This is a genomic window from Streptomyces sp. NPDC001514 (assembly GCF_053597075.1).
In genome coordinates, this window is sequence record NZ_JBSFHO010000012.1 from 174,040 (window position 1) to 196,889 (window position 22,850).

At 69.5% G+C, this 22,850-nt stretch carries 22 protein-coding genes and 1 tRNA gene; 13 read left to right on the forward strand and 10 right to left on the reverse strand.

What is annotated here, in order from left to right; genetic code table 11:
- Positions 1-64 precede the first annotated feature (64 nt).
- Both ACWCXB_RS15670 and ACWCXB_RS15675 read left to right on the forward strand, forming a co-directional pair.
- Positions 65-2,119 (forward strand): vWA domain-containing protein, encoded by a 2,055-nt coding sequence (locus ACWCXB_RS15670; RefSeq protein WP_450723039.1) that lies wholly within the window; start codon positions 65-67, stop codon positions 2,117-2,119.
- The gene (locus ACWCXB_RS15675; RefSeq protein ID WP_450723041.1) at positions 2,119-3,501 is read left to right on the forward strand and encodes a hypothetical protein; all 1,383 of its coding nucleotides are present in this window, start codon (positions 2,119-2,121) and stop codon (positions 3,499-3,501) included. The genes ACWCXB_RS15670 and ACWCXB_RS15675 overlap by 1 nt, the downstream gene beginning before the upstream one ends.
- Positions 3,502-3,510: 9 nt before the next feature.
- Here the strand turns inward: ACWCXB_RS15675 and ACWCXB_RS15680 are convergent, their stop codons facing one another.
- Complete coding sequence (locus tag ACWCXB_RS15680; RefSeq protein WP_450723043.1) at positions 3,511-4,911, reverse strand: protein kinase domain-containing protein; 1,401 nt, start codon at positions 4,909-4,911, stop codon at positions 3,511-3,513.
- 76 nt (positions 4,912-4,987) lie between these two features.
- Positions 4,988-5,536 (reverse strand): helix-turn-helix domain-containing protein, encoded by a 549-nt coding sequence (locus tag ACWCXB_RS15685; protein ID WP_450723045.1) that lies wholly within the window; start codon positions 5,534-5,536, stop codon positions 4,988-4,990.
- A 141-nt stretch (positions 5,537-5,677) separates the two neighbouring features.
- On the opposite strand from ACWCXB_RS15685, the gene ACWCXB_RS15690 reads away from it, so the two are divergent.
- The 3 genes from ACWCXB_RS15690 (at position 5,678) to ACWCXB_RS15700 (ending at position 6,975) form a co-directional block, all read left to right on the forward strand.
- Positions 5,678-5,750 (forward strand) — tRNA-Ala (locus ACWCXB_RS15690).
- A gap of 286 nt (positions 5,751-6,036) precedes the next feature.
- Positions 6,037-6,540, forward strand: a complete 504-nt coding sequence (locus tag ACWCXB_RS15695; RefSeq protein ID WP_450723047.1) for a hypothetical protein — start codon at positions 6,037-6,039, stop codon at positions 6,538-6,540.
- A gap of 27 nt (positions 6,541-6,567) precedes the next feature.
- Positions 6,568-6,975, forward strand: coding sequence for a DUF6344 domain-containing protein (locus ACWCXB_RS15700; RefSeq protein WP_450723049.1), 408 nt, complete (start codon positions 6,568-6,570; stop codon positions 6,973-6,975).
- A 196-nt stretch (positions 6,976-7,171) separates the two neighbouring features.
- On the opposite strand, the gene ACWCXB_RS15705 is transcribed toward ACWCXB_RS15700, so the two are convergent.
- Complete coding sequence (locus ACWCXB_RS15705) at positions 7,172-7,870, reverse strand: DUF5324 family protein (protein ID WP_450723051.1); 699 nt, start codon at positions 7,868-7,870, stop codon at positions 7,172-7,174.
- Positions 7,871-8,078: 208 nt separating this feature from the next.
- On the opposite strand from ACWCXB_RS15705, the gene ACWCXB_RS15710 reads away from it, so the two are divergent.
- The gene (locus ACWCXB_RS15710) at positions 8,079-8,612 is read left to right on the forward strand and encodes a peptidylprolyl isomerase (protein ID WP_450723053.1); all 534 of its coding nucleotides are present in this window, start codon (positions 8,079-8,081) and stop codon (positions 8,610-8,612) included.
- Between the two features lie 104 nt (positions 8,613-8,716).
- The gene (locus tag ACWCXB_RS15715) at positions 8,717-9,613 is read left to right on the forward strand and encodes a rhomboid family intramembrane serine protease (RefSeq protein WP_450723055.1); all 897 of its coding nucleotides are present in this window, start codon (positions 8,717-8,719) and stop codon (positions 9,611-9,613) included.
- 266 nt (positions 9,614-9,879) lie between these two features.
- On the opposite strand, the gene crgA is transcribed toward ACWCXB_RS15715, so the two are convergent.
- On the reverse strand, positions 9,880-10,137 hold the full coding sequence (crgA, locus tag ACWCXB_RS15720; RefSeq protein WP_450723057.1) for a cell division protein CrgA: 258 nt from the start codon (positions 10,135-10,137) through the stop codon (positions 9,880-9,882).
- Between the two features lie 139 nt (positions 10,138-10,276).
- Between crgA and ACWCXB_RS15725 the strand changes: the two genes are divergently transcribed.
- From ACWCXB_RS15725 to ACWCXB_RS15750, 6 genes are all read left to right on the forward strand, one after another.
- The gene (locus ACWCXB_RS15725) at positions 10,277-11,044 is read left to right on the forward strand and encodes a DUF881 domain-containing protein (RefSeq protein ID WP_450723059.1); all 768 of its coding nucleotides are present in this window, start codon (positions 10,277-10,279) and stop codon (positions 11,042-11,044) included.
- A gap of 70 nt (positions 11,045-11,114) precedes the next feature.
- Positions 11,115-11,816: a class E sortase gene (locus ACWCXB_RS15730; protein WP_450723101.1), complete on the forward strand. Its 702-nt coding sequence runs from the start codon at positions 11,115-11,117 to the stop codon at positions 11,814-11,816.
- Between the two features lie 56 nt (positions 11,817-11,872).
- On the forward strand, positions 11,873-12,034 hold the full coding sequence (locus ACWCXB_RS15735; RefSeq protein ID WP_450723061.1) for a hypothetical protein: 162 nt from the start codon (positions 11,873-11,875) through the stop codon (positions 12,032-12,034).
- Complete coding sequence (locus ACWCXB_RS15740) at positions 12,031-12,669, forward strand: aminodeoxychorismate/anthranilate synthase component II (protein WP_450723063.1); 639 nt, start codon at positions 12,031-12,033, stop codon at positions 12,667-12,669. The genes ACWCXB_RS15735 and ACWCXB_RS15740 overlap by 4 nt, the downstream gene beginning before the upstream one ends.
- Entirely contained in the window at positions 12,666-13,898 is a 1,233-nt protein-coding gene (locus tag ACWCXB_RS15745) for a class E sortase (protein ID WP_450723065.1), read from the forward strand. The genes ACWCXB_RS15740 and ACWCXB_RS15745 overlap by 4 nt, the downstream gene beginning before the upstream one ends.
- Before the next feature lie 58 nt (positions 13,899-13,956).
- Positions 13,957-14,631 (forward strand): class E sortase, encoded by a 675-nt coding sequence (locus ACWCXB_RS15750; protein ID WP_450723067.1) that lies wholly within the window; start codon positions 13,957-13,959, stop codon positions 14,629-14,631.
- A 452-nt stretch (positions 14,632-15,083) separates the two neighbouring features.
- Here ACWCXB_RS15750 and pknB read toward each other — a convergent pair whose 3' ends face one another.
- From pknB to ACWCXB_RS15780, 6 genes are all read right to left on the reverse strand, one after another.
- Positions 15,084-17,072, reverse strand: coding sequence for a Stk1 family PASTA domain-containing Ser/Thr kinase (pknB, locus tag ACWCXB_RS15755; protein WP_450723069.1), 1,989 nt, complete (start codon positions 17,070-17,072; stop codon positions 15,084-15,086).
- Positions 17,073-17,250: 178 nt separating this feature from the next.
- The gene (locus ACWCXB_RS15760; RefSeq protein WP_450723071.1) at positions 17,251-18,714 is read right to left on the reverse strand and encodes a peptidoglycan D,D-transpeptidase FtsI family protein; all 1,464 of its coding nucleotides are present in this window, start codon (positions 18,712-18,714) and stop codon (positions 17,251-17,253) included.
- Positions 18,711-20,120: an FtsW/RodA/SpoVE family cell cycle protein gene (locus tag ACWCXB_RS15765; RefSeq protein ID WP_450723073.1), complete on the reverse strand. Its 1,410-nt coding sequence runs from the start codon at positions 20,118-20,120 to the stop codon at positions 18,711-18,713. The genes ACWCXB_RS15760 and ACWCXB_RS15765 overlap by 4 nt, the downstream gene beginning before the upstream one ends.
- 39 nt (positions 20,121-20,159) lie before the next feature.
- Positions 20,160-21,656: a Stp1/IreP family PP2C-type Ser/Thr phosphatase gene (locus ACWCXB_RS15770; RefSeq protein WP_450723075.1), complete on the reverse strand. Its 1,497-nt coding sequence runs from the start codon at positions 21,654-21,656 to the stop codon at positions 20,160-20,162.
- A gap of 156 nt (positions 21,657-21,812) precedes the next feature.
- The gene (locus tag ACWCXB_RS15775; protein WP_385410793.1) at positions 21,813-22,325 is read right to left on the reverse strand and encodes an FHA domain-containing protein FhaB/FipA; all 513 of its coding nucleotides are present in this window, start codon (positions 22,323-22,325) and stop codon (positions 21,813-21,815) included.
- 10 nt (positions 22,326-22,335) lie between these two features.
- Positions 22,336-22,850: FHA domain-containing protein (locus ACWCXB_RS15780; RefSeq protein WP_450723077.1), on the reverse strand; the 515-nt coding region annotated here is incomplete at its 5' end.

Below are 22,850 nucleotides of genomic sequence, written 5' to 3' on the forward strand. Positions count from 1 at the left end.
GTTCGCTTACGCAAATCAATAGCTTGCAGGGGCAAAGTCGCGGACTCGGACGAGGGGGCAACGGGTGACAGCACGACTGCGGCGCCGCGCAGGAGCGGCGCTCATCATCGGTGGAGCGGCGCTCGCTCTGGCAACAGGGCCGCTGCCTGCGGTGGCGGCGGCCGGAAGCACGGCGGCCGGAAGCACGGCGGCCGGGAGTGCGGCGGCGGGGAGTGCGGCGTCTGCGCCGCGTGTGGACGGGAAGAGCAGCCTCGTCATGGTGCTCGACTCCTCCGGCTCGATGGCCGACGACGACGACGACGGCACGGGACGGACACGTATGGATGCCGCACAGCGCGCCGTCGGCACCGTCGTGGACGCGCTCCCGGACGGCCATCCCACCGGCCTGCGGGTCTACGGCGCGGACCGGCCCAGGGGCTGCACCGACACCCGCCTGGTCCGGCCCGTACAGGCGCTCGACCGGGCGGCCCTGAAGCAGGCCGTGGCGTCCCTGCGACCCAAGGGGGACACCCCCATCGGGCTGTCGCTCCAGAAGGCCGCCCAGGACCTTCCGAAGCCCGCCGACGGGGCGATCGGCACACGCACGATCCTGCTGATCTCCGACGGCGACGACAACTGCGGTACGCCGCAGCCCTGTGAGGTCGCCGAGCAGCTCGCGAAGGACGGCATCGGGCTGCGCATCGACACCGTCGGCTTCCAGGTCCGCGGAACGGCCCGCAAGCAGCTGGAGTGCATCGCCGAGGCCGGTAACGGGCGTTACTACGACGCACCCGACGCCGAGGCGCTGGCGCGACAGTTGCAGCGCTCCGCCCAGCTGTCGGCGGACGGCTACCGTTTCCGGGGCGAGCGGGTCGAGGGCACGCCGGATCGCGGCGGGGCGCCCGCGCTCGCGCCGGGCCAGTACCTGGACACCATCGGGCCGGGAGAGAAACGGCATTACGCCGTCGACCTCGATGGCATCTCCACTGTGAACTTCTCCGCGACGGCGGTGCCGCAGCCCGGGGCGGCGGTCGACACCTTCGACGCACTGCGCACCAGGATCGCCTACGGCACCGACACGTCCGGCGGTTCCTGCGAGTCCAGCACCGAGCACTTCTTCCAGAGGGAGGGCGCGACGACGCTGACCTCGGCAGTCGCCCGTGTCCCGAGCGAGAAGGGCTTCGGGAGCTGTGACAAGGCGGGGCGCTACTGGCTCGTCGTCGAGCGCGAGAGCAAGAAGGGTTCCGACGCCGCGCGCTGGCCGCTGGAGCTGACGTACGGCGTCGAGCGGCCGCTCCCCCAGGGCGTCAGGCCCGCCGAGTCCCGGCCCGAGTACGGAAAGGGTGGCAAGGAGGCGGCCCTGCCTCTCGGTGACCCGAAGGACGTGGCCGGCGGCACCGGGTTCAACGACGCCAGGGAGCTCGGCCAGGGCGTGTGGCGCGACCGGGTGCTGCCCGCGCAGACCCTCTGGTACAAGGTGCCGCTCGGCTGGGGACAGCAGCTGCGCTACGACGTCGAGTTCGCCAACGAGCCGACGCTGAAGCGGGGACACTCCTCGACCTTGTCGTACGGGGCCACCGAGGTCTACACGCCGGCCCGGGCGCCCGTGGGCGGCGGCACCGCCGAGTTCATCCCCCAGACGGTCTACAACGGGCGTCCTGCCGCGTTGAAGATGGGCACGGTCCCGGTCTCCTGGACCAACCGCCACGAGACCCACCCCAATGTCGTCCCCGTGCACGCCAAGGGCGACTTCTACATCGCCGTCACGCTCGGCGCCCGGGCCGCCGAGATCGCGGAGAGCCCGCAGATCGGCGTGGTGCTGCGCGTGGCGGTGCTCGGCGACGAGAAGGCCGGGCCGCAGCACGACGCCCCCGTGCTTGCGAAGAAGCCGGGCAACGAGGCGGACAAGGGGGGCGATTCGGCCACGCGCGCAGACAGCGGCGGGACTGGCGGGGCAGGATGGACCGGCACTGCGACCGCCGCGGCTGCCGGCGGCGCGGTCGTCCTGATCGCGGGGCTCCTCTTCGTACGCGTACGGGCGACGCGGCGCAGGGCGGCCACGGCTACGGCGACGGCGACGGCGGCGGGCATGGCGGGGCGCATGGCGACGGGCACGGACACGACAAGGGGAAGCGCGTGATGAGGCAGCGCAGCAGGGGCCGGGTGACGCTGGCCGGGGTGGCGGCGATGTGCGCGGTTGCCGCGCTGCCGGGCGGGACGGCGTGGGCGGCCGGTGAGCCCAATCCGTACGCCTTCGACACCGACGCGCAGACGATCGAGGGCGCGGAGAGCACGGCGAACGCCAAGGCACTGAAGGACGGTGCGACGTACCGCTCCTCGATCGGCCCCGGCGGGAAGCTCAACTACCGCGTGGACCTGGACGGCAAGAAGAACGCGTATGTGTCGGTGGTCGCCGTCCCCAAGCTGGGGGCGAAGTTCGCCTACGGCGACGGCATCAAGGTGAGCCTGCAGGACAGCCAGGGGAGCAACTGCAGCAGCAACGACGCCCTGGCCGGAGCGGCCGCGTTCGCCAGGCCCTTCGCCGCCTACGCGTACCGCACCATCGAGAAGGACGGATCGAGCTGCCAGGCGCCCGGTGCGTACAACGTGCTGGTCGAGCGCTCCGGCTCGGCGACCTCCACCCCCGAGGACTGGGAGCTGGAGATCCGCCATGTGACCGAGCCCGCGCTGAAGGAGGGCGGGCCGACCGACGCGCCCAGCGCGTGGCCCTCCGCCTCGCCCGCTCTGCCCGGTGGCGGACCGAAGGAGAGGGCCGGCGGCACCAGCTTCAACGACGCCGCCGCGATCTCCGAGGGCGAGTGGACCAGTCGTATGAAGGCCGGTCGCACGTACTTCTACCGGGTGCCGGTCGACTGGGGTCAGCAGATCTTCGCCACCGCGGACATCGGGAGCGGATCGGGCGAGGGCTACATCGGCAACGCGCTGACCATGCAGCTGTACAACCCGGTGCGCGGCTTCGTCGACGACGGCAGCACGGCGTACGACGGCAGGCAGAAGCAGGCCGCGCTGGACCCGCTGCCGGAAGTGGCGTACGAGAACCGCTACGACAGCAGCGCCAAGGTCAACGGCATGCGGTTCGCCGGCTCGTACTACCTCGCCGTCAGCCTGAATCCCGAGCTCGGCCAGAAGTACGGCAAGGAACCCTTCGGCGTGACCCTGCGGCTCAATGTCGAAGGCGCGGCGAAGGCCGCGCCCGCGTACGACGGGCCGCTCGGCGACTTCGGCGTCTCGGAGGGCGAGAAGGCGGAGAAGAGCAACGCGATGAAGCTGGTCGGCGCCGCAGGCATCGGTGCGGGGACTGTGCTGGTGCTCGGGCTGGGGGCCTGGATGCTGCTCGCGCGGAGGCGCGTGGCCGGGCCGGCGCACCTACCGGCCCACGGGCCGATGCAGACGCAGACTCAGACGCCGGCGCCGACGCAAACGCCGATGCAGTCCCAGTCCCAGCACCAGTCCCAGTCGGCCCAGTCCCAGTCGCAGTACGGACCGCCGGCCGGCTGGTGACGGGGGCGGTCAGGCCTGGGTGAGCGCCCAGATGCCGACCGCGAAGCAGACCAGCGCCACGAGCAGCACCGGGATCGCCACCTTCGGGGGCGGTCCCGGCCGCTTTTGGGGAGCCGCGGGGACCGGGGCGTGGGAGACCGGGGGTGTCTGGACGGGAACCTGCGGGCCGTGGGCGGTGTATTGACGAGTAGGAGCTTGTTCGTACGACACCGCTGCCGTCTGGGCCTGGGAGAAGTCCGGTGCGGCAGCATGACGGGGGGAGGCCGCATGCGCGGGGACGGCGGGCTGGTTCGGGGGCTGGTCCGGTGGCGGGGCGAGATGGAAGGAGCCGGTCTCGGAGGGTGAGGGCACGGAGGGCGCCACCGCCGGCTGACCGTGGCCCGGCTGACCGTGGCCCGTCTGCGGCCCTGGCTGCAGGCCTGTGTTCTGACCGGTGTGGGGCTCGGTGCTGTATCCGGTCCGGTGGGTGTACGGATCAGGCTGGGCGGACGCGGGCTGGGCGGGCGCCGGCTGGGCGGCGGGAGCGGACGTCACCGGGCCGTCGGGTCCGAAACCGGTCGGCAGCGGCCCGAGTTGGTCGAAGACCTCGACCGGCTCGTCGTCGATGCCGGGCTCCGGGAGCAGCTCGACGGCGGAGGTCAGCGCCTTGCGCGCACCCGTGGCGGTCCGGAACCGGGCCTGCGGGTCGGGCTGCAGCAGGCCCGCGAGGACCTGCCACAGCGGTTCGGGAATGCCCTGCGGGGCCCCCGGAGTGCCGTGCGCGGCGAAGTGCTCGACCAGGGCACGGGAGTCGGGCTTCTGGCCCTGGAGCAGATAGAGCGCGACCAGCCCGACCGCGAAGAGGTCGGCCGGGAAGTCCGGCTCCGCGCCCATCATCTGCTCGGGCGCGAAGTAACCGGGCGTCCCCACGACATAGTTGGTCTCGGTCAGCCGCGGCTCACCCTTGCGCATCGAGATACCGAAGTCGGACAGCCGCAGATGCGGCCGCCCGGTCCCGGTGGCCTCCAGCAGGATGTTGGCCGGCTTGATGTCGCGGTGCACGACCCCCTCGGCGTGCACCGCGGCGAGTCCGGACAGCAGCTGGTCGAGCAGGGTGCAGACGAAGCGCGGTGGCAGCGGGCCGTAGTCGCCGATGACGTGCGCCAGCGACCCGCCACTCACCAGATCCATGGTGAACAGGACCTTGTCGTCGTCCGCGGCCCAGCTGGCCGGGGCGAGGACATGGGGGTGGTCGATGCGGAGAGCCTGCTCGCGGACGAAGCGCAGCAGCGTGTGCGCATCGCTCTGCTGCAGGACCTTGGCGGCCACGTAGCGCCGCCGCCGATGGTCCCAGGCGCGCCAGACCGCGCCGACTCCACCGCGACCGATGGGGTCGATCAGCTCGTACCGACCCGCGAAGACCTCACCCATTGCGCTGCGCCCGCTCCCAGTTCCCTGTTCCGGCGTCGTGCCTCGTCCGGCTTCGTCCGGCGTTCTGCTGCCTCGTTCAGCTCTGGTGCGACTCGTAGTGGGCGACCGCCTCCGCGGTGCGCCCGGCGCCGTACACCCGGAGGAACTCTGCCAGTTCGGGGTGCGTCGGTGCGAGTGTGTCCGCCGCATCGATGATGTCGCCGGCCGCGGCCACCGACCGCAGCAGCGACTGGATCTCGCGGACCACCCGGCGCACCGTCGGCGCGCCCGAGCTGGTCGTGGTCTGACCGGTGCTGGTGAGCACGGATCCTCCCTGCGACTTCTTGATCTGGTCCATCCGGTCCGTGGCCTCCGCAGCGCTGATGCTTCCGTCGGCGACCTGCCCGGCCAGCTCCTGCAGAGCCTGGACACGCTGGACGACGGCGGGGTTGCCGATCTTGGCCCGCTGGCCGCTCATCAGCTGGGAGAGCATCGGAGCCGACAGCCCGAGCACCGCCGCGAGCCGGGCCTGGTTCAGCCCCAGATCGTCGATCAGCCGACGGAAGAGCGCCCCCAGTGGCTCTCCGTACCAGCTGCGCTGGAGCTCTCTGGCTCTGGCGGTGGTGTCCTGCTGTGCTGCATCCATGTGCGTCTCCCCATCGCTTCCCCATGCGTCGGCTTCGCTGCTGCGAACCCGTCGAGCATCCTACGGAGAGTGGTCGAATACCGGGAGTCCCAATCCTTTTGCGAGATCCCGGGGGTGACCCGGTACTCTGGTCTGCGTTCCGGGGCCTTAGCTCAGTTGGTAGAGCGCTGTCTTTGCATGGCAGATGTCAGGGGTTCGACTCCCCTAGGCTCCACCGGATGCGTGCCCCTCCGACCTGCGAATCGTGGGTCGGAGGGGCATTTCTGTGTTGTGGTGTGCGCGGTGTGTGCGCCAGGCCTTCCGGTCTACGGGCCCGGACGCGGCTGCGTATCGAGCTGAGCGCCGAGCCGAGCGCCGATCCGAATGCCCGGACGCGGCGCGTGCGATGGACGCGTACACGACAGAATCGGGATGCTCACGAGGCTCCGCGTCGGAGGATCGTCCCAGCTTGTCCAGGTTTTGAGATGCCGCTGCGCGGGCGGGCGCGTGGGGTGACGGTCGTGCTTACTGCCTTCGCTGCGGGCGTCAGCTCGCCGGCCAAGCAGCTGTGCGACTCCGGAACGGCCGGATTCGCGTGGGGCGCCATGGCGGTGACGAGCGCGCTCGCCGGTCTGTTCGGCCTCGGCGAGCGGGTCGCGCCGCCGACACGGATGGGAGAGGCGATGGCGCTGCTCGGCAGCGGGCTCATCGCCGGCCAGGGCATCGCTGCCCTTATGGCGGGTCGGCTCGCCGAGAATTCGGGTTACGGGGCGACCGTCGCCCTGAGTTGCGCGTCCGGCCTCGCGGCGGTACTGGTCGCGCTCACCCTGGTGCGGCAGAAGGCCTGCGCAGCCCCGGCAGAGCCTCTGCCCACGGCTTGGGCGGGCGCTTCGGCGGCGACGGCCGGTTCAGCGAGCTCGGAAGGCTCAGGGCCGTACGGGTGGTGTTCATCCGAAGATCTGTCGACGCGTGGCGCGGATCCCACGATTCCCGAGATGCGTACACATCATGAGGAAGGTATGTAAAACGCCCTTACCTGAAAGCGAGGGGTCATGGCCGCCGCCGTCACGGTCAAGAAGTTGTGGACCGCCTTCATCTCCCTGTTCATCGCACTGCTCGCCCCGCTGGGATTCGCACCTTCCGCTTCGGCCGCTCCGCAGTCGGCCAACCGGCAGCCGGAGGAGACCACCACTCAGGAGCGGCCGCGTACCACGGCTGCCGGACACGCGCAGCGGGTGAGAGTGGTCCGCCCCAGGCAACCGCGGGACCGGTCCCTGCCGCCGACGATCAAACAGCGCATCAGAGCAGAGGCCCACGGCGCCTCGCCGGCGGTACGCCATCTGCCCGCCGTGCCCGACGCCGAAGCCGATACGCAAGGGGCCTGGCAGGACGCCGACCCGAAGCCCATCGCGGCACAGGCACCGACCGCTGCACCGGCAGTGGCACCGGCAGCGGCATGAGGCGCCGAGAAGCCATCGTCGCTCCCGGCGCCCGTTGCCCCGGTCGTCATGCCCGCCTGGGTTGCTGCGCCCGCCCGGTCCGCTGCGCACGCATCGGTCGCCACACCCGGATCGGTTGTTCCGCCCGGTCAGGCCTCCTCGGCCGCCCAGGCACGGATACGGCGCCCACCAGCAGCCACCCGCATACGACCACCGGTCAGCGACGGTCCTCGCGGTTCGTCTCTGACTCGGACTCCGCCTGCTTCGCCTGAACCTCCGGGTCCAGCACCGCCTGGCTGCTCCCGTCGACCGACGCAAGTGGAGCGCCCGGGTCCGAGACCTCGGTGGGAGCCGGCGGCTCGACCAGCCAGTCCGGGTTGGCCTGCTTGTCCCACCACTTCCAGGCGGCGAAGACCCCGACGGCCACGACGCTGAGGACGGCCACGCCCTTGGTAGCCCGGCCGACCTTGGCCCGCCGCTCGTGCTTCCTGGCAAGCTTCCGAATTTCCTTCGCCGAAACCTGACCGCGCAGCGCGGCCAGGGCAGCAGCGGATCGGGCCGCGGCCTCCAGCCCCACGGGCTGAGCCGCCGCGACGGCGCTCTCGATCCGCGGCTTCGTGTAGTCCGCCGCCTGACGTGCGGCCTTCCGGGTTCTGACGGCGGCCCGGTGAGCCGCGTCGTCGACCTTCGGCGGCACATGCGGGGCCACACGCGTGCGGTACTGGGCACGAGCCTGACGGCGGGCCTCGTGCGCGGCGTGGGACACCTTCGGCGCGAGATAGTCGCGAGCCTCGTGCGCGTACAGAGCGGCCTGGCCCTTGGCCGTGCCGGCGTAGGGCGCCACCACTTCCGCGGCGTGCAGCACGCTCTCCTTCGCCGTACCGGTCGCGGCGCGCACGCTGTCCATGCGGGTCACGGGATCCTCCTCCTCGGTGGCGTTCGCGGGGGTCTGGGAGGTTGTCTTCCCAGGCAAGGCACAGTTCGCCTTTCCACCCTTTTCGAAATCATGCCCGTTGGGCGCGGGGTCGGCATGCGGTACGGGCATCCGGGTCACGGTTTCTGTGCCGACGGCACTTCCGTGCAAGGATCGGAGGACGTCAAAGAAGAACTAAGGAAGGCAGATCGTGGCTGAGCAGCTTTACGCCACCCTGAAGACCAACCAAGGCGACATCAAGGTCCGGCTCCTGCCCAACCACGCGCCGAAGACGGTCAAGAACTTCACCGAGCTCGCCACCGGTCAGCGTGAGTGGACGCACCCGGCGACCGGCAAGAAGTCCACGGACAAGCTGTACGACGGCACGGTCTTCCACCGCGTTATCAGCGGCTTCATGATCCAGGGTGGCGACCCGCTGGGCAACGGAACGGGCGGCCCCGGGTACGAGTTCGCGGACGAGTTCCACCCGGACCTGGCCTTCGACAAGCCGTACCTGCTGGCCATGGCCAACGCCGGCCCGGGCACCAACGGCTCGCAGTTCTTCATCACCGTCGCACCGACCGCCTGGCTGACGCGCAAGCACACCATTTTCGGTGAGGTCGCCGACGAGGCCAGCAAGAAGGTCGTGGACACCATCGCGACCACCCGCACCAACCCGCGTACCGACCGCCCGGTCGAGGACGTCGTGATCGAGTCCGTTGTGGTCGAGACCCGCGAAGGCTGACCTCGCACGAGGAGATTCCCGTACGGGAACCTTTCCGCCCCGCTTGTCCGTAAGACGAGCGGGGCGAAGCACTGTCAAGAGACGACAGGAGACGAGGAAACCTCATGGATCAGGCGCCAGGAAGCCCGGAGCAGCCCCAGGCAACGCCCGGGCCGCCCAGCTGCTACCGCCACCCGGGACGCGGGACGGGCATCAGCTGCACCCGCTGCGAGCGGCCGATCTGCCCGGAGTGCATGGTCAGCGCCTCGGTCGGTTTCCAGTGCCCCGATTGCGTGCGCACCGGCTCCGGCGCAGGGCACGCCCCGGCCGCGAGCCGGCCCCGCACGATCGCGGGGGGTGCGGTCGAATCCGGTGACCCCCGTCTCGTCACCAAGATCCTGCTCGGTATCAACATCGCGGTCTTCCTCGCCGCCGTCTCCGCCGACACCCTCGTCAACCAGCTCGACCTGATCGGTCTGGCGTTCAGCCCTCAGACCGTCCAAGTGGTCGGCGTCGCCGACGGCGAGTGGTACCGCCTGGTGACCGCGATGTTCCTGCACCAGGAAATCTGGCACATCGCCTTCAACATGCTGGGGCTCTGGTGGCTCGGCGGGCCGCTGGAAGCCGCGCTCGGCCGGGCGCGCTATCTGGCCCTGTATCTGCTCTCCGGACTGGCGGGCAGCGCGTTCACCTATCTGCTCGCCGCGCCGAACCAGCCCTCGCTGGGGGCCTCAGGAGCGATCTTCGGCCTGCTCGGCGCCACGGTCGTGCTGATGCGCCGCCTGAACTACGACATGCGCCCGGTGGTCGCGCTCCTGGCGCTGAATCTGCTCTTCACCTTCACCTGGAGCGGCATCGCGTGGCAGGCGCATGTCGGCGGGCTGATCGCGGGCACCGTCGTCGCCATCGGCATGGTGCACGCGCCGCGTGAGCGACGGACTCTCGTACAGGTCGGTACCTGTGCACTCGTCCTGCTGTCGATCATCGTGACCGTCGTCCTGAGGACCCAGTCGCTCACGTGAGCGCGAGCTTTCCCCAAAGTTGTCCACAGCGTGTGGCGGATCTTGTGCACCCCGTGGAGAACAACTGTGCCCCTTGTCCCTGAGCTGGGTTTTCCCAGGAGGGACAAGGGGCGAGCAGTGATGGCGAATGTCGCTGGAACGGCCGCCGTAGTCACATCGGCGTCAACACTCTCTGAGTTATCCACAGATCGTCAGACCTTTTCCCACCGCTGTGGATAACGCTGTGGATAACCTCGGGGCAGAGCTTGACAACCGCTGTTAAGCGGTTACTTCCACTGTGTGGATACGGCGAAGCCACCCGCGATGAAGCCGAAGCCGACGACGATGTTCCAGTTGCCGAAGGACTGGATCGGCAGCCGGCCGTCGGTGACGTAGAAGACGACGATCCAGGCCAGTCCGATGAGGAACAGCGCCAGCATCACCGGCGCGACCCAGCTGCTGCTCGACAGCTTGATGTTGGTCGCCTGCTTCGCGGCGGGGGGCGGCGTGAAGTCGGCCTTCTTGCGGATACGTGACTTCGGCACGAGGGACTCTCCTGTCGATGCGCTGCGTGACCGCGCAGGGGATCTGTGGCTGGCGCCGGGTGGGAGCGAGGGGGATCACGGCACCCCCGGGCGTCCGTTAGCGTAGTGCTTCCGCGGCCACCGTAGGAGTAAGGGTACGTTGAGCAATTCCGCCGACTCCCCCCACGGGCCGGACCGCCGCTTCGCATGGCGGCCGGTCCGGCTGCTGACGGCTGCCGTTTTCGCGCTCGCCGGGCTGATCTTCGTCACCAGCTTCAACACGGCCAAGGGCACCAACCTCCGTACCGACGACTCGCTGCTGAAGCTGTCCGACCTCATCCAGCAGCGCAGCGAGAGGAACGCCGAGCTGGACGAGTCCACGGCAGCGGTCCGCAAGGACGTCGACGCTCTCGCCCGTCGCGACGACGGTTCCACCAAGGCCGAGGACGAGAAGCTCCAGTCCCTGGAGGAGGCCGCCGGGACCAAGAAACTCGGCGGTCGGGCCGTCTCCGTCACCCTCAATGATGCTCCGCCCAACGCACAGGCAGCCCCCGGCTACCCGGAGCCGCAGGCCAACGACCTCGTGATCCACCAGCAGGACCTGCAGGCCGTGGTGAACGCGCTCTGGCAGGGCGGCGCCGAGGGCATCCAGGTCATGGACCAGCGGCTGATCTCCACCAGCGCCGTGCGCTGCGTGGGCAACACCCTGATCCTCCAGGGCCGCGTCTACTCCCCGCCGTACAAGGTCACGGCCGTCGGCGACCCCGGCAGGCTCAAGCGCGCGCTGACCGCGTCGCCCGCGATCCAGAACTACCAGCTGTACGTGCAGGCCTACGGGCTCGGCTGGAAAGTCGACGAGCACGAGGCGGTGACTCTCCCCGGCTACTCGGGCACAGTGGATCTCCACTACGCGAAGCCTGTGAGCTAGCTCCCGGGAGGGGTCGCCGGTGTCGGTGCGACAGGTGCGACGGGTACGGCGGGAACGACCGGCGCCGCAGGTGCAACCGGCGCGACTGATCGTCAGGACTTTCAGCGAGATCTGCATCACCGCCGGCACCGTGATCGTACTTTTCGTGGTGTACGTGCTGTTCTGGACCGGAGTGAAGGCGGCGGGCGCGGCCGACGGCGAGATCGTCAAGCTGCAGGAGGAGTGGGTACAGCTTCCCGTCCAGCCGTCGACGGCGGCACCGGAGTCACCGGCGCCCGCGCCGCCTGCCCCGAAGGAGTACGTGGACGGAAAGCCCTTCGCCGTCATGTACATCCCCCGCTTCGGCGCGAGCTGGGACTGGCCCGTGCTGGAGGGCACGGCGACCGGGACGCTGAAGAAGGGCCTCGGCCACTACGCCGCCACCGCCCGGCTCGGCGAGACCGGGAACTTCTCGGTGGCGGGACACCGGCGCACGTACGGCGACCCGTTCAAGGACTTCCCGAAGCTCCGTCCCGGCGACGCGGTGATCCTCAACGACGGGACGACCTGGTTCACGTACCGCATCAAGCAGAAGCCCTACCGGACCGTCCCGGGTGATGTCGCCGTCATCGACCCCGTGCCCAGCCGGTCCGGCTTCGACGGGCCGGGCCGGTATCTGACGCTGACCACGTGTGATCCCGAGTGGGGCAGCAGCCACCGGCTCATCGTCTGGGCGCACCTCGACGCCACCCGACCTGTGACGGACGGCAAGCCGGAAGCTTTCCACAGCTGACCCACGGGCCCCCGGCGACCTTTAGTCTGGTTCCGTACCGAACGGAAAGGGACAGCATGTACGGCTGGATCTGGCGTCATCTGCCGGGCAACGCATGGGTGCGGGCGCTCATCTCGCTCGTGCTGACCCTCGCGGTTGTCTATGTGCTGTTCCAGTACGTGTTCCCCTGGGCGGAGCCCCTGCTTCCGTTCAATGATGTGACGGTGGACGGCCAGTGAGCGCGCGGATTCTCGTCGTCGACAACTACGACAGCTTCGTCTTCAACCTCGTCCAGTACCTGTACCAGCTGGGCGCGGAGTGTGAAGTCGTGCGCAACGACGAAGTGTCCACCTCGCATGCGCAGGACGGCTTCGACGGTGTGCTCCTCTCGCCGGGCCCCGGCGCGCCCGAACAGGCCGGGGTGTGCATCGAGATGGTCCGTCACTGTGCCGCGACCGGCGTGCCCGTCTTCGGCGTCTGCCTCGGCATGCAGTCGATGGCGGTGGCGTACGGCGGAGTCGTCGACCGGGCCCCCGAGCTGCTGCACGGCAAGACCTCGCTCGTGCTGCACGAGGGCAAGGGCGTCTTCGCCGGGCTGCCCTCACCCTTCACCGCGACGCGCTACCACTCGCTGGCCGCGGAGCCGGAGACCGTGCCGGACGAGCTGGAGGTCACGGCGCGCACGGAAGACGGCATCATCATGGGGTTGCGTCACCGTGAACTGGCTGTCGAAGGCGTGCAGTTCCACCCTGAGTCGGTGCTCACCGAGCACGGACACCTGATGCTCGCCAACTGGCTGGAGCAGTGCGGCGACACGGGCGCGATCGGCCGCTCGGCAGGGCTGGCGCCGGTGGTGGGCAAGGCCCTGGCGTGAGCGGCGAGGGGGGATCGCCGTGGTTCCGGGCCGGGAGCGTGCCTGAGCAGCCCCAGGGGCCCCAGGAGCCGCAGGAGTGGTCTGGCTACAGCCAGTACGCCGCAGACGACCCCGAGGGCTACCAGCGCGACTGGTACGGGCAGCAGGCGCAGCCCCGGTACGTACCCGGGCCCGCGCCGACGCCTGTGTCTGAGCCCGTGCCGGAGCCGGCGTACGTGCCTCCGCCCCGGCCCGCGTACGTGTCCTCGTCCTCGAAGTCGACCGCGTACGTGCCGCAGTCCCCGTCCGAGCCCGAGCCCGAGCCCGTGCCCGCGTACATGCCCGTGCCCGACGACGAAACCGTCGCGCTCCGGACCGCCGACACCCGCCGGGCCGACTCGGGCGCACCCGAGCAGCCCACCGGGGGCCGCGCGGAGCGCCGCAGGGCCGCCAAGGCCCGCGGCCGGCGGCGTCGGGGCGGACCGCCACCGGCACCGGCGAAGGCGGCCGAGGGCGGCGTGGGCGGCGTGGGCGCCCCGCTCTCCCGCGTCGAAGCGCGCCGGGCCGCCCGTGCCCAGAAGGACAGCCCGGCCGTCATCGCCAGCCGGGTCTTCGGTGAGCTCTTCATCTCCATCGGCGTGCTGATGCTGCTCTTCGTCACGTACCAGCTGTGGTGGACGAACATCCTCGCCGGGCAGGAGAGGAACAAGGTTGCCGACGAGATCCAGGAGGACTGGGCGAAGGGCCGTGCCCCCGGCGCCTTCGAGCCGGGCCAGGGCTTCGCCATCATGCACATCCCCAAGCTCGATGTCGTCGTCCCCATCGCCGAAGGCATCGACAAGCACGAGGTGCTCGACCGCGGCATGGTCGGCCACTACGCCGACGGGCAGCTCAAGACCGCCATGCCCTCCGACAAGCAGGGCAACTTCGCGGTCGCCGGCCACCGCAACACCCATGGCGAGCCGTTCCGCTACATCAACCGCCTCACGCCCGGCGACCCCATCGTCGTCGAGACGCAGGACGCGTACTACACGTACAAGATGGCGAGCATCCTCCCCCAGACCTCGCCGTCCAACGTGACGGTGATCGGCCCCGTGCCGCCCGGCTCGGGCTTCACCAAGCCAGGCCGGTACATCACACTGACCACTTGCACCCCGGAATTCACGAGTACCTATCGAATGATCGTGTGGGGCAAGATGGTCGAGGAACGGCCGCGCAGCAAGGGCAAGCCGGACGCGCTCGTCGGCTGACGGAGCACGGATCTCAACGGACTTCAGACGAAAGTAAACAGGGACAGGGACAGGTGCAGTGGCACGTGCGCGCAGCCGGATCGCCGGCGTCATCAGTGTCTTCGGCGAGCTGCTGATCACCGCGGGGGTGCTGCTGGCCCTCTTCGTCGTCTACTCGCTGTGGTGGACGAACGTCCTCGCCGACCGCGAGGCGGCCAAGGACGGCGACCTGGTGCGCGACCGCTGGGCGGGCGGCCCGGGCGCGCTGGACACCAAGGACGGCATCGGCTTCCTCCACGTACCCGCCATGAAGAACGGCGAGGTGCTGGTCAAGAAGGGCACCGACCCCAAGACCCTCAACGACGGCGTCGCGGGCTACTACACCGACCCCGTCAAGTCGGCCCTCCCGACCGAAAAGCAGGGCAACTTCACCCTGGCCGCGCACCGCGACGGCCATGGCGCCAAGTTCCACAACATCCACAAGCTCAAGACGGGCGACACGATCGTCTTCGAGACGAAGGAGACCTGGTACGTCTACAAGGTCTTCAAGGACCTCAAGGAGACGTCCAAGTACAACGTGGACGTGCTGCGGCCGGTCCCGAAGGGGTCGGGCAAGGCCAAGCCGGGTCGCTACATCACGCTGACGACCTGCACGCCCGTCTACACCTCCGACTACCGGTACATCGTCTGGGGCGAGCTGGAGCGCACGGAGAAGGTCGACAGCGACCGTACGCCGCCGGCGGAGCTGCGCTGACTGCGACTGAGGTCCTGGAAGGACCTCAGTCTCCCTAGAATGGCCGAGGCCCGAAGCCGCAACTTCCTCTTGCGGCTTCGGGCCTTTCTGCGTCCACCCGTCGCAGTTGGCTACTGCAGGATCGGGAGCGGTACCCCGGCGCTCCACTTCTAGAGGTGGGCGCGGTCCACAACGGTGATGCGGTGGGTCTCGGCGATGGCGCGCGCATCGGGCGCAGGACGGCGACGTGGTGCTCGAACTCCCGCGAGTTCATGGCGTCGATGGATGCCATGATGCCGGTGTAAGGGCGTGGGCCTTGGGCGTGCTCGAGGTGCCGCAACCGACGGTGGTGGTCGCAGAGCCTCCGCTCGATCTTCTGGACGTCTCCCCGGAGAGAGATCAGCTCCGACAAGAAGCCCCGGCACCCGTGAAGGGTGCCGGGGCTTCTTGTCTGCCTCGGGGTCGGCTAGCGGCTAATCGGAGCCTCCGATGAAGCCGCCGTCGTTCCCGCCGTTCTGGCCGTTCCCGCCGGCGGCGCCAAGGACGACGGGCGTGGTGGCCGGGTCCACCAGCGTGCCTGGCTGCGGGTTCTGACTGAACACCTGGGCGTTGGGGTCGTTCGAGCCCTGGACCTGGATGTTCTTGAACCCGGCCGCCTCAAGCTCCGCCCTGGCCTGGGCCACCGTGCGGAGGCGTGCCTCCGGCATCGGGATCTGGGCCGTCTGCGGGCCCTTGGAGACCTGCAGCTTGATCGTCGTGCCCTTCGGCTTGCTGGTGTCCGGCCCCGGGTCCTGGGAGACGACCTCGCCCGCGGCCTTGTCGGAGTCGACGGGCTGTTCCTCGACGACGAAGCCGAGCTTCGTCAGCTGGTCCCTCGCGGCGGCGATCTGAGATCCCACCACGTTCGGAACCGGCAGCGTCTCCTGCTTGGCGATCTTCAGGGTGACCTCGGTCCCCTTCTCCGCCTTGGTGTTGCCCTCGGGGTCCTGGCTGACAACCGTGTTGGCCTCCTGGTCGGACTCGACGAACTCCGTCTTCACGTCGAAGCCCTTGTCCTCCAGGATCTTGGTCGCGTTCTCCTCGGACTTCTCCGTGACGTCCGGCACCTCGACCAGCGGCGCGCCCTCCGAGACGACGACCTGGATGGTCTCGCCCTCGTTCATCTTGCCGCTCGCGGGCGTCTGGCTGCAGATGCTGCCCTTCGGCTCGTCGCAGCGGCCGGTCCCGGACTGGACGACGTTGACCTTCGCGTTGATCCCGAGCTGCTTGGCTTCATCGAACGTCTGTCCGACGAGGTTCGGGACGTCGACCTTGCCGCCTCCGCCGCCGTCCCCGCCGAAGACCGACTTGCCGATGAGGATCGCGCCGACGAGCACCAGGATGCCGGCGAGCACGAGCAGGATCGTCGAGGTGTTCGACTTCTTCTGGCGGCGGCGGTCCGGACGGTCGTCGTAACCGCTGTAACCGCCGTCGTCCGGGTTCATGGGCGGCAGCATCGACGTCTGGCCCGCCGGGTCGGCCTGGCGCAGCGCCGTCGTCGGCTGGTCGTCGCCGCGCCCGTGCTGGGGGCCGTACCCGCCGCCGTAGCCGACCGCGCCCATCGCCGCCGTCGCCGCGACCGGCTGGCCGTCGAGGCAGGCCTCGATGTCGGCGCGCATCTCGTCGGCGGACTGGTAGCGGTAGTCGGGGTCCTTGACCAGCGCCTTCAGGACGATGGCGTCCATCTCGGGCGTGATCTCGGGGTCGAAGACGCTGGGCGGCTGCGGCTCTTCCCGCACGTGCTGATAGGCGACCGCGACCGGGGAGTCCCCGACGAACGGCGGCCGGACCGTCAGCAGCTCGTAGAGGAGGCAGCCGGTGGAGTAGAGGTCGGACCGGGCGTCGACCTGCTCGCCCTTGGCCTGCTCAGGGGAGAGGTACTGGGCGGTGCCGATCACGGCAGCGGTCTGGGTCATGGTCATGCCCGCGTCGCCCATGGCGCGCGCGATGCCGAAGTCCATGACCTTGACCTGGCCGGTGCGCGTCAGCATGACGTTCGCCGGCTTGATGTCACGGTGGACGATGCCGTTGCGGTGCGAGTACTCGAGCGCCTGGAGGATGCCGATGGTCATCTCCAGCGTGCGCTCGGGCAGCAGCTTGCGCCCGGAGTGCAGCAGCTCTCTGAGCGTGGAGCCGTCGACGTACTCCATCACGATGTACGGGATGGAGACGCCCTCTACGTAGTCCTCGCCCGTGTCGTACACCGCGACGATCGCGGGATGATTCAGCGAGGCGGCCGACTGGGCCTCACGGCGGAACCGGGCCTGGAAGGACGGGTCGCGGGCAAGATCCGCCCGCAGCGTCTTCACGGCAACGGTGCGACCGAGCCGGGTGTCGTGGGCGAGGTACACCTCGGCCATGCCACCGCGGCCGAGCACCGAGCCCAGCTCGTACCGGCCGCCGAGGCGACGCGGCTCTTCCATAACTGTTCCAGCCCTCTCCGTCAGTCCCGACCGCACCCGTGTGTGGTCCGGCGGTGTGCTGTTCGCGCATACGCTACCGGCCACGCCGGGCCTGATCCGCCCTTGGCCGGGACCTGATATGCGACCGGTATCGCATTGTGCGGTAATGCGGCAGAAGACGCCGGGACAGTGACATGCGTCACTCCTTGCTGTCGAGCACCGCCTGCATCACCTTCTTGGCGATGGGCGCCGCGAGACCGCCGCCGCTGATGTCGTCACGAGCCGTGCCCGACGAGTCCTCCACGACGACGGCGACGGCGACCGGCGAGCCGCTGTCGGTCTTGGCGTACGAGATGAACCAGGCGTACGGACGCTTGCTGTTCCCGACGCCGTGCTGGGCCGTACCGGTCTTGCCGCCGACCGTCACGTCGTCGATCTTCGCGTTGCCACCGGTCCCGTTCTCGACGACGTTCTCCATCATCTCCTGGAGGAGCTGCGCGTTCTTCTCCGAGATCGGGCGGCTCATCTCCTCCGGCTCGGTCTTGCTGAGCTCGTCCAGGTTGGGCGCCTCAAGACGGTCGATCATGTACGGCTTCATCAGCCGGCCGTCGTTGGCGATCGCCGCCGTGACCATGGCCATCTGGAGCGGAGTGGCCGCGGTGTTGAACTGACCGATGGAGGACAGGGCATTGCCGCCGCGGTCCATCTGCGTGTCGTAGACGGAGGCGGAGGCGCGGACCGGCGTGTCGATCTCCGGGTTGTTGAAGCCGAACTTCTCCGCGGTCTCCACCATCTTGTCGCGGGTGACCTTGTCGCCGAGGTTGGCGAAGACGGAGTTGCAGGACACCTCGAGGGCCTTGTTGAGGCTCGCCTTCTCGCAGCCGTTGGCGTGGTTGATCATCGGCTTGCGGGACAGCGGGATGATGTACGGCTCGGGAGTGTCGGTCGGGGCGTTGATGTCCGTGACCACGCCGCTCTCCAGCGCGGCGGCGGCCGTGACGACCTTGAAGGTGGAGCCGGGCGGGTAGGTCTCGCGCAGCGCGCGGTTGAGCTTCGGCTTGTCCTTGTCCCTCTCCAGCGCCAGCCAGGCCTTCTCGTCCTTGGCGGAGTAGCCGGCGAAGGTGGAGGGGTCGTACGACGGCGTGGAGGCGAGCGCGAGGATCGCCCCGGTGCGCGGGTCGATGGCCGCGACGGCGCCCTTCTTGTTGCCGAGGCCCTCGTAGGCGGCCTTCTGGGCCTTGCCGTTCAGGGTGGTGACGACATTGCCACCCTTCTTCTTGTCGCCGGTGAACATCGCCATCGTGCGGTCGAAGAAGAGCCGGTCGTCGTTGCCGGTGAGGATGCCGTCCTCGAGCTTCTCGATCTGGTTGGCGTCGTAGGCCTGCGACGCGTAGCCGGTGACCGGGGCCCACATGGGGCCGTCGACGTAGGTGCGCTTGTACTTGAAGTCGGTGTCGCTCGTCGCGACGGAGCCGGTGATGGGCTTGCCGTCGACGATGATGTTGCCGCGCTCCGCCGCGTACCGCTCGATCTGGATCCGCCGGTTCTTGCTGTTGGCGTTCAGCTCCTCGGCCTGCACGTACTGGAGCCAGTTGGTACGGATCAGCAGGGCGAGGACGAGGAGCCCGCAGAAGATCGCGATCCGGCGCAGGGGCTTGTTCACGGTCGGACCACCTGGGTCATCTCGGCGTCAGGGGACGGGGCAGGGGCGGGCGCGGGGCGGCGTGCGGTGTCGCTGATACGGATCAGGATGCCGATGAGCGCCCAGTTGGCGAGCACCGAGGATCCGCCGTACGCGACGAACGGCATCGTCATACCGGTCAGCGGGATGAGGCCCATGACACCGCCGGCGACCACGAAGACCTGGATGGCGAAGGCGCCGGAGAGGCCGATCGCAAGAAGCTTTCCGAACGGGTCACGGGCGGCGAGAGCGGTCCGTACGCCGCGCTCCACGATCAGGCCGTAGAGCAGCAGGAACGCCATCATTCCGGCAAGGCCGAACTCCTCGCCGACCGTGGAGAGGATGAAGTCCGAGTTGGCGGCGAAACCGATGAGGTCGGAGTTGCCCTGGCCGAGGCCGGTGCCGAGCACGCCGCCCGAACCGAAGGACATCAGGGCCTGACCGATCTGCTCGCTCTGCCGCCAGGTCTCCTCCGCGAAGGGCTCGAGCCAGAACTCGACACGTTGCTGGACATGCGGCTCGAAGCTGGCGACGCCGACCGCGCCGACCGCGGACATCAGCAGACCGAAGACGATCCAGCTGGTGCGCTCGGTGGCGACGTACAGCATGATCACGAAGAGGCCGAAGAAGAGCAGCGACGTACCGAGGTCGGTCTCGAAGACCAGGATCAGGATCGACATGGCCCAGACGACCAGGATGGGTCCGAGGTCGCGGCCGCGCGGAAGGTAGAGACCCATGAAGCGGCGGCTGGCCAGCGCCAGGGCGTCGCGCTTCACCATGAGATAGCCGGAGAAGAAGATCGCGATGATGATCTTCGCGAACTCGCCGGGCTGAAGGTTGAGGGGGCCGAGGCTGATCCAGATCTTCGCGCCGTTCCGGGCGGGGAAGAACATCGGCAGGATCAGCAGGATCAGTGCCGCCGCCATCGAGATGTAGGTGTAGCGCTGCAGGATCCGGTGGTCCTTGAGCAGGAGCAGTACGGCGACGAAGAACGCGATGCCGATCGCGGAATACAGCAGCTGCTTGGGAGCGTCGGGACTGAACCCGCCGAAGGCACGCTGGGCACGCGCGATCAGCCGCGGGGACTGGTCGAGGCGCCAGATCAGGACCAGCCCGAGGCCGTTGAGCAGTGTCGCCAGCGGCAGCAGCAGGGGATCCGCGTACTTGGCGAACTTGCGCACGATGAGGTGCGCCACACCGGCGAGCAGTCCGAGCCCGAGGCCGTAACCGATCATTCCGGTGGGCACGCTGCCGGTGAGCGCGAGGCCCACGTTGGCGTAGGCGAACACCGGGATGACGACGGCGAAGACGAGCAGCGCCAGCTCGGTGTTGCGGCGGCTCGGCAGTTCGATCGCGCCGATGGTGGTCGTGTTGGTGACAACGCTCATGGTGGAGAAAGGCCCCCTACGGGTTTACCGCTATACCGCTTACTGCTTGCCGCAGTTCGAGGCCAGCTTCTGCTCCTCCTCCGAGAGGGTGGGGCCCGGAGAGGGAGTCGCTGCGGTCGGCTTGGTCTTGGCGGACTGGGTGGTGGGCTTCGTGCCGGTGCTACCGCCGGCCTCGCCCTCACCGGTCTGCGCCCCGGCTGCGCGGTCGGCGGCGCGGCGCTGCTCGTCCTTCTTGCAGGCGGAGGCCTGCGTGGCGAGCTCCTGGATCTTGTCGCGCGCGTCGCCGAGGCTGCCCTCGGTGATGGTCTCCTCGACCTGCTTCTGCTGGTAGGGCGGCAGGTACTTGAGTTCGATCTCGGGGTGGTCCTTCTCGACCTTCGAGAGCGAGACCCAGGCCAGGTTCTGGCTGATGCCCCGGTAGAGCGCGACGTGCTTGTCCTTGGCTCCGACGTAGTACTGGGTCTGGGTCCAGCGCCACGCCCCGTACAGACCGCCGCCGACCACGGCCAGCGCCAGCACGATGAAGAAGGATCTCTTCAGCCACTTACGGCCGGAGCGCGGCTTGACGAAGTCCTCGTCGGTGTACGCCCCGAAGCTGCCCTGGGGCGGCATCCCGCCGTAGCCCATGTCGTCGCCGCTCCCGGGCGGACCGAAACCGCCGCCGGGGGGCGGCGGGACGGGGCGGCCGAGGCCGGAGGCGCGTCCCGCGGGGGTCTGCATGGCCCCGCCGTCGTTGTGCTGCGCCTGGTTCTCGGCGACCGCGCCGACGATGACGGGGGTGTCGCTGAGCTGTCCGGCGAGGGTGTCGCCGCCGTCGACGTCGAGGACGTCCGCGACGATCACGGTGATGTTGTCCGGGCCGCCGCCGCGCAGCGCGAGCTGGATCAGCTCCTGCACGGTCTCCTGAGGGCCCTGGTAGCTGGCGAGGGTGTCCTCCATCGTCTGGTGCGAGACGACGCCGGAGAGCCCGTCGGAGCAGATCAGGTAGCGGTCGCCGGCCCGGACCTCGCGGATGGAGAGATCGGGCTCGACGTGGTCGCCGCTGCCCAGCGCGCGCATCAGCAGGGAGCGCTGCGGGTGGGTGGTGGCCTCTTCCTCGGTGATCCGGCCCTCGTCGACGAGGCGCTGCACCCAGGTGTGGTCCTGGGTGATCTGCGTGAGCATGCCGTCGCGGAGCAGATACGCGCGGGAGTCGCCGACGTGGACGAGGCCGAGCCGCTGACCGGTCCACAGGAGCGCGGTCAGGGTGGTCCCCATGCCCTCGAGCTGGGGGTCCTCCTCGACCATCGCGCGCAGCTGGTCGTTCGCCCGCTGTACGGCCGTGCCGAGCGAGGTGAGGATGTCCGAACCCGGTACGTCGTCGTCGAGCTGGACGAGCGTGGAGATGACCTCGGAGGAGGCGACCTCACCGGCGGCCTGGCCGCCCATGCCGTCGGCGATCGCGAGAAGGCGCGGGCCGGCGTAGCCGGAGTCCTCGTTGCCCTCCCGGATCATGCCCTTGTGCGATCCGGCGGCGAAGCGCAGTGACAGACTCATGCGCACCTCGCCCGTCGGCTCGGGGTACAGCCGGTCTCGAGCCACACTGCCCACCCTCCGGTCGGGAGCCGCCCGTCCCGGCCCGCTGCCGGGACTGCTGCGGGGTCCGTTGTGGGGACCGCCGCGGCTCGCTCGCTCCGCTCGCTCATTGTCGTACTACTTCCGCAGCTCGATGACGGTCTTGCCGATGCGGATCGGCGCGCCCAGCGGAATCGGTGTCGGAGTGGTGAGCCGGGTCCGGTCGAGGTACGTGCCGTTGGTGGACCCGAGATCCTCGACGATCCACTGGCCGTCACGGTCCGGGTAGATCCTGGCATGCCGGCTGGACGCGTAGTCGTCGTCCAGCACGATCGTGGAATCGTGCGCGCGGCCCAGCGTGATCGTCTGGCCCTGCAGGGCGACCGTGGTGCCGGTGAGGCTGCCCTCGGAGACGACGAGCTTGGTGGGCGCGCCCCGGCGCTGCCGGGCGGACTGCTGGCGCTGCTGGGGCGGCGCCGCGGCCTGGCGGGCGGCCTGCTGCGGGCGTGCGTCGGCGTTGCGGCGTGAGCCGCGCTGCGTGACGCGCGTACCGAACAGGTCGCTGCGAATGACCTGGACGGCCACGATGACGAACAGCCACAGTACGGCCAGGAAACCCAGCCGCATGACCGTCAGGGTCAGCTCTGACATTGCCCCCGCTTCACCCTTCGGCTTGCCGGTAAACGATGGTGGTGCTGCCCACGACGATCCGCGAGCCGTCGCGGAGCGTAGCGCGGGTGGTGTGCTGCCCGTCTACCACGATGCCGTTGGTAGACCCGAGATCCTGGATCGTCGAGGGCGTTCCGGTCCGGATCTCGCAGTGGCGGCGCGAAACGCCGGGGTCGTCGATCCGCACGTCGGCTTCGGTGCTGCGGCCCAGCACCATCGTCGGGCGGGAGATCTGGTGGCGGGTGCCGTTGATCTCGATCCAGCGGCGCACCTGGGCGCCCGGCATGGGGCCCGGTGCCGCGGTCGTCGGGCGGCCGGCGGTGGGCGCGGGGCCCGGCCGGTTCATCCCGGGCGGCGGTGCGGACGGCATGGGAGGAGCGCCGGCGGGCGGGTAGCCGTAGCCGCCGCCCTGCGGGCCGATCGCACGGATCACCGAGCGTTCCAGGTCGTCCACGCCCTCCGGGTCGACCACGGTGGCCCAGCCGGTGTGCGCGAGCAGCAGGCGCC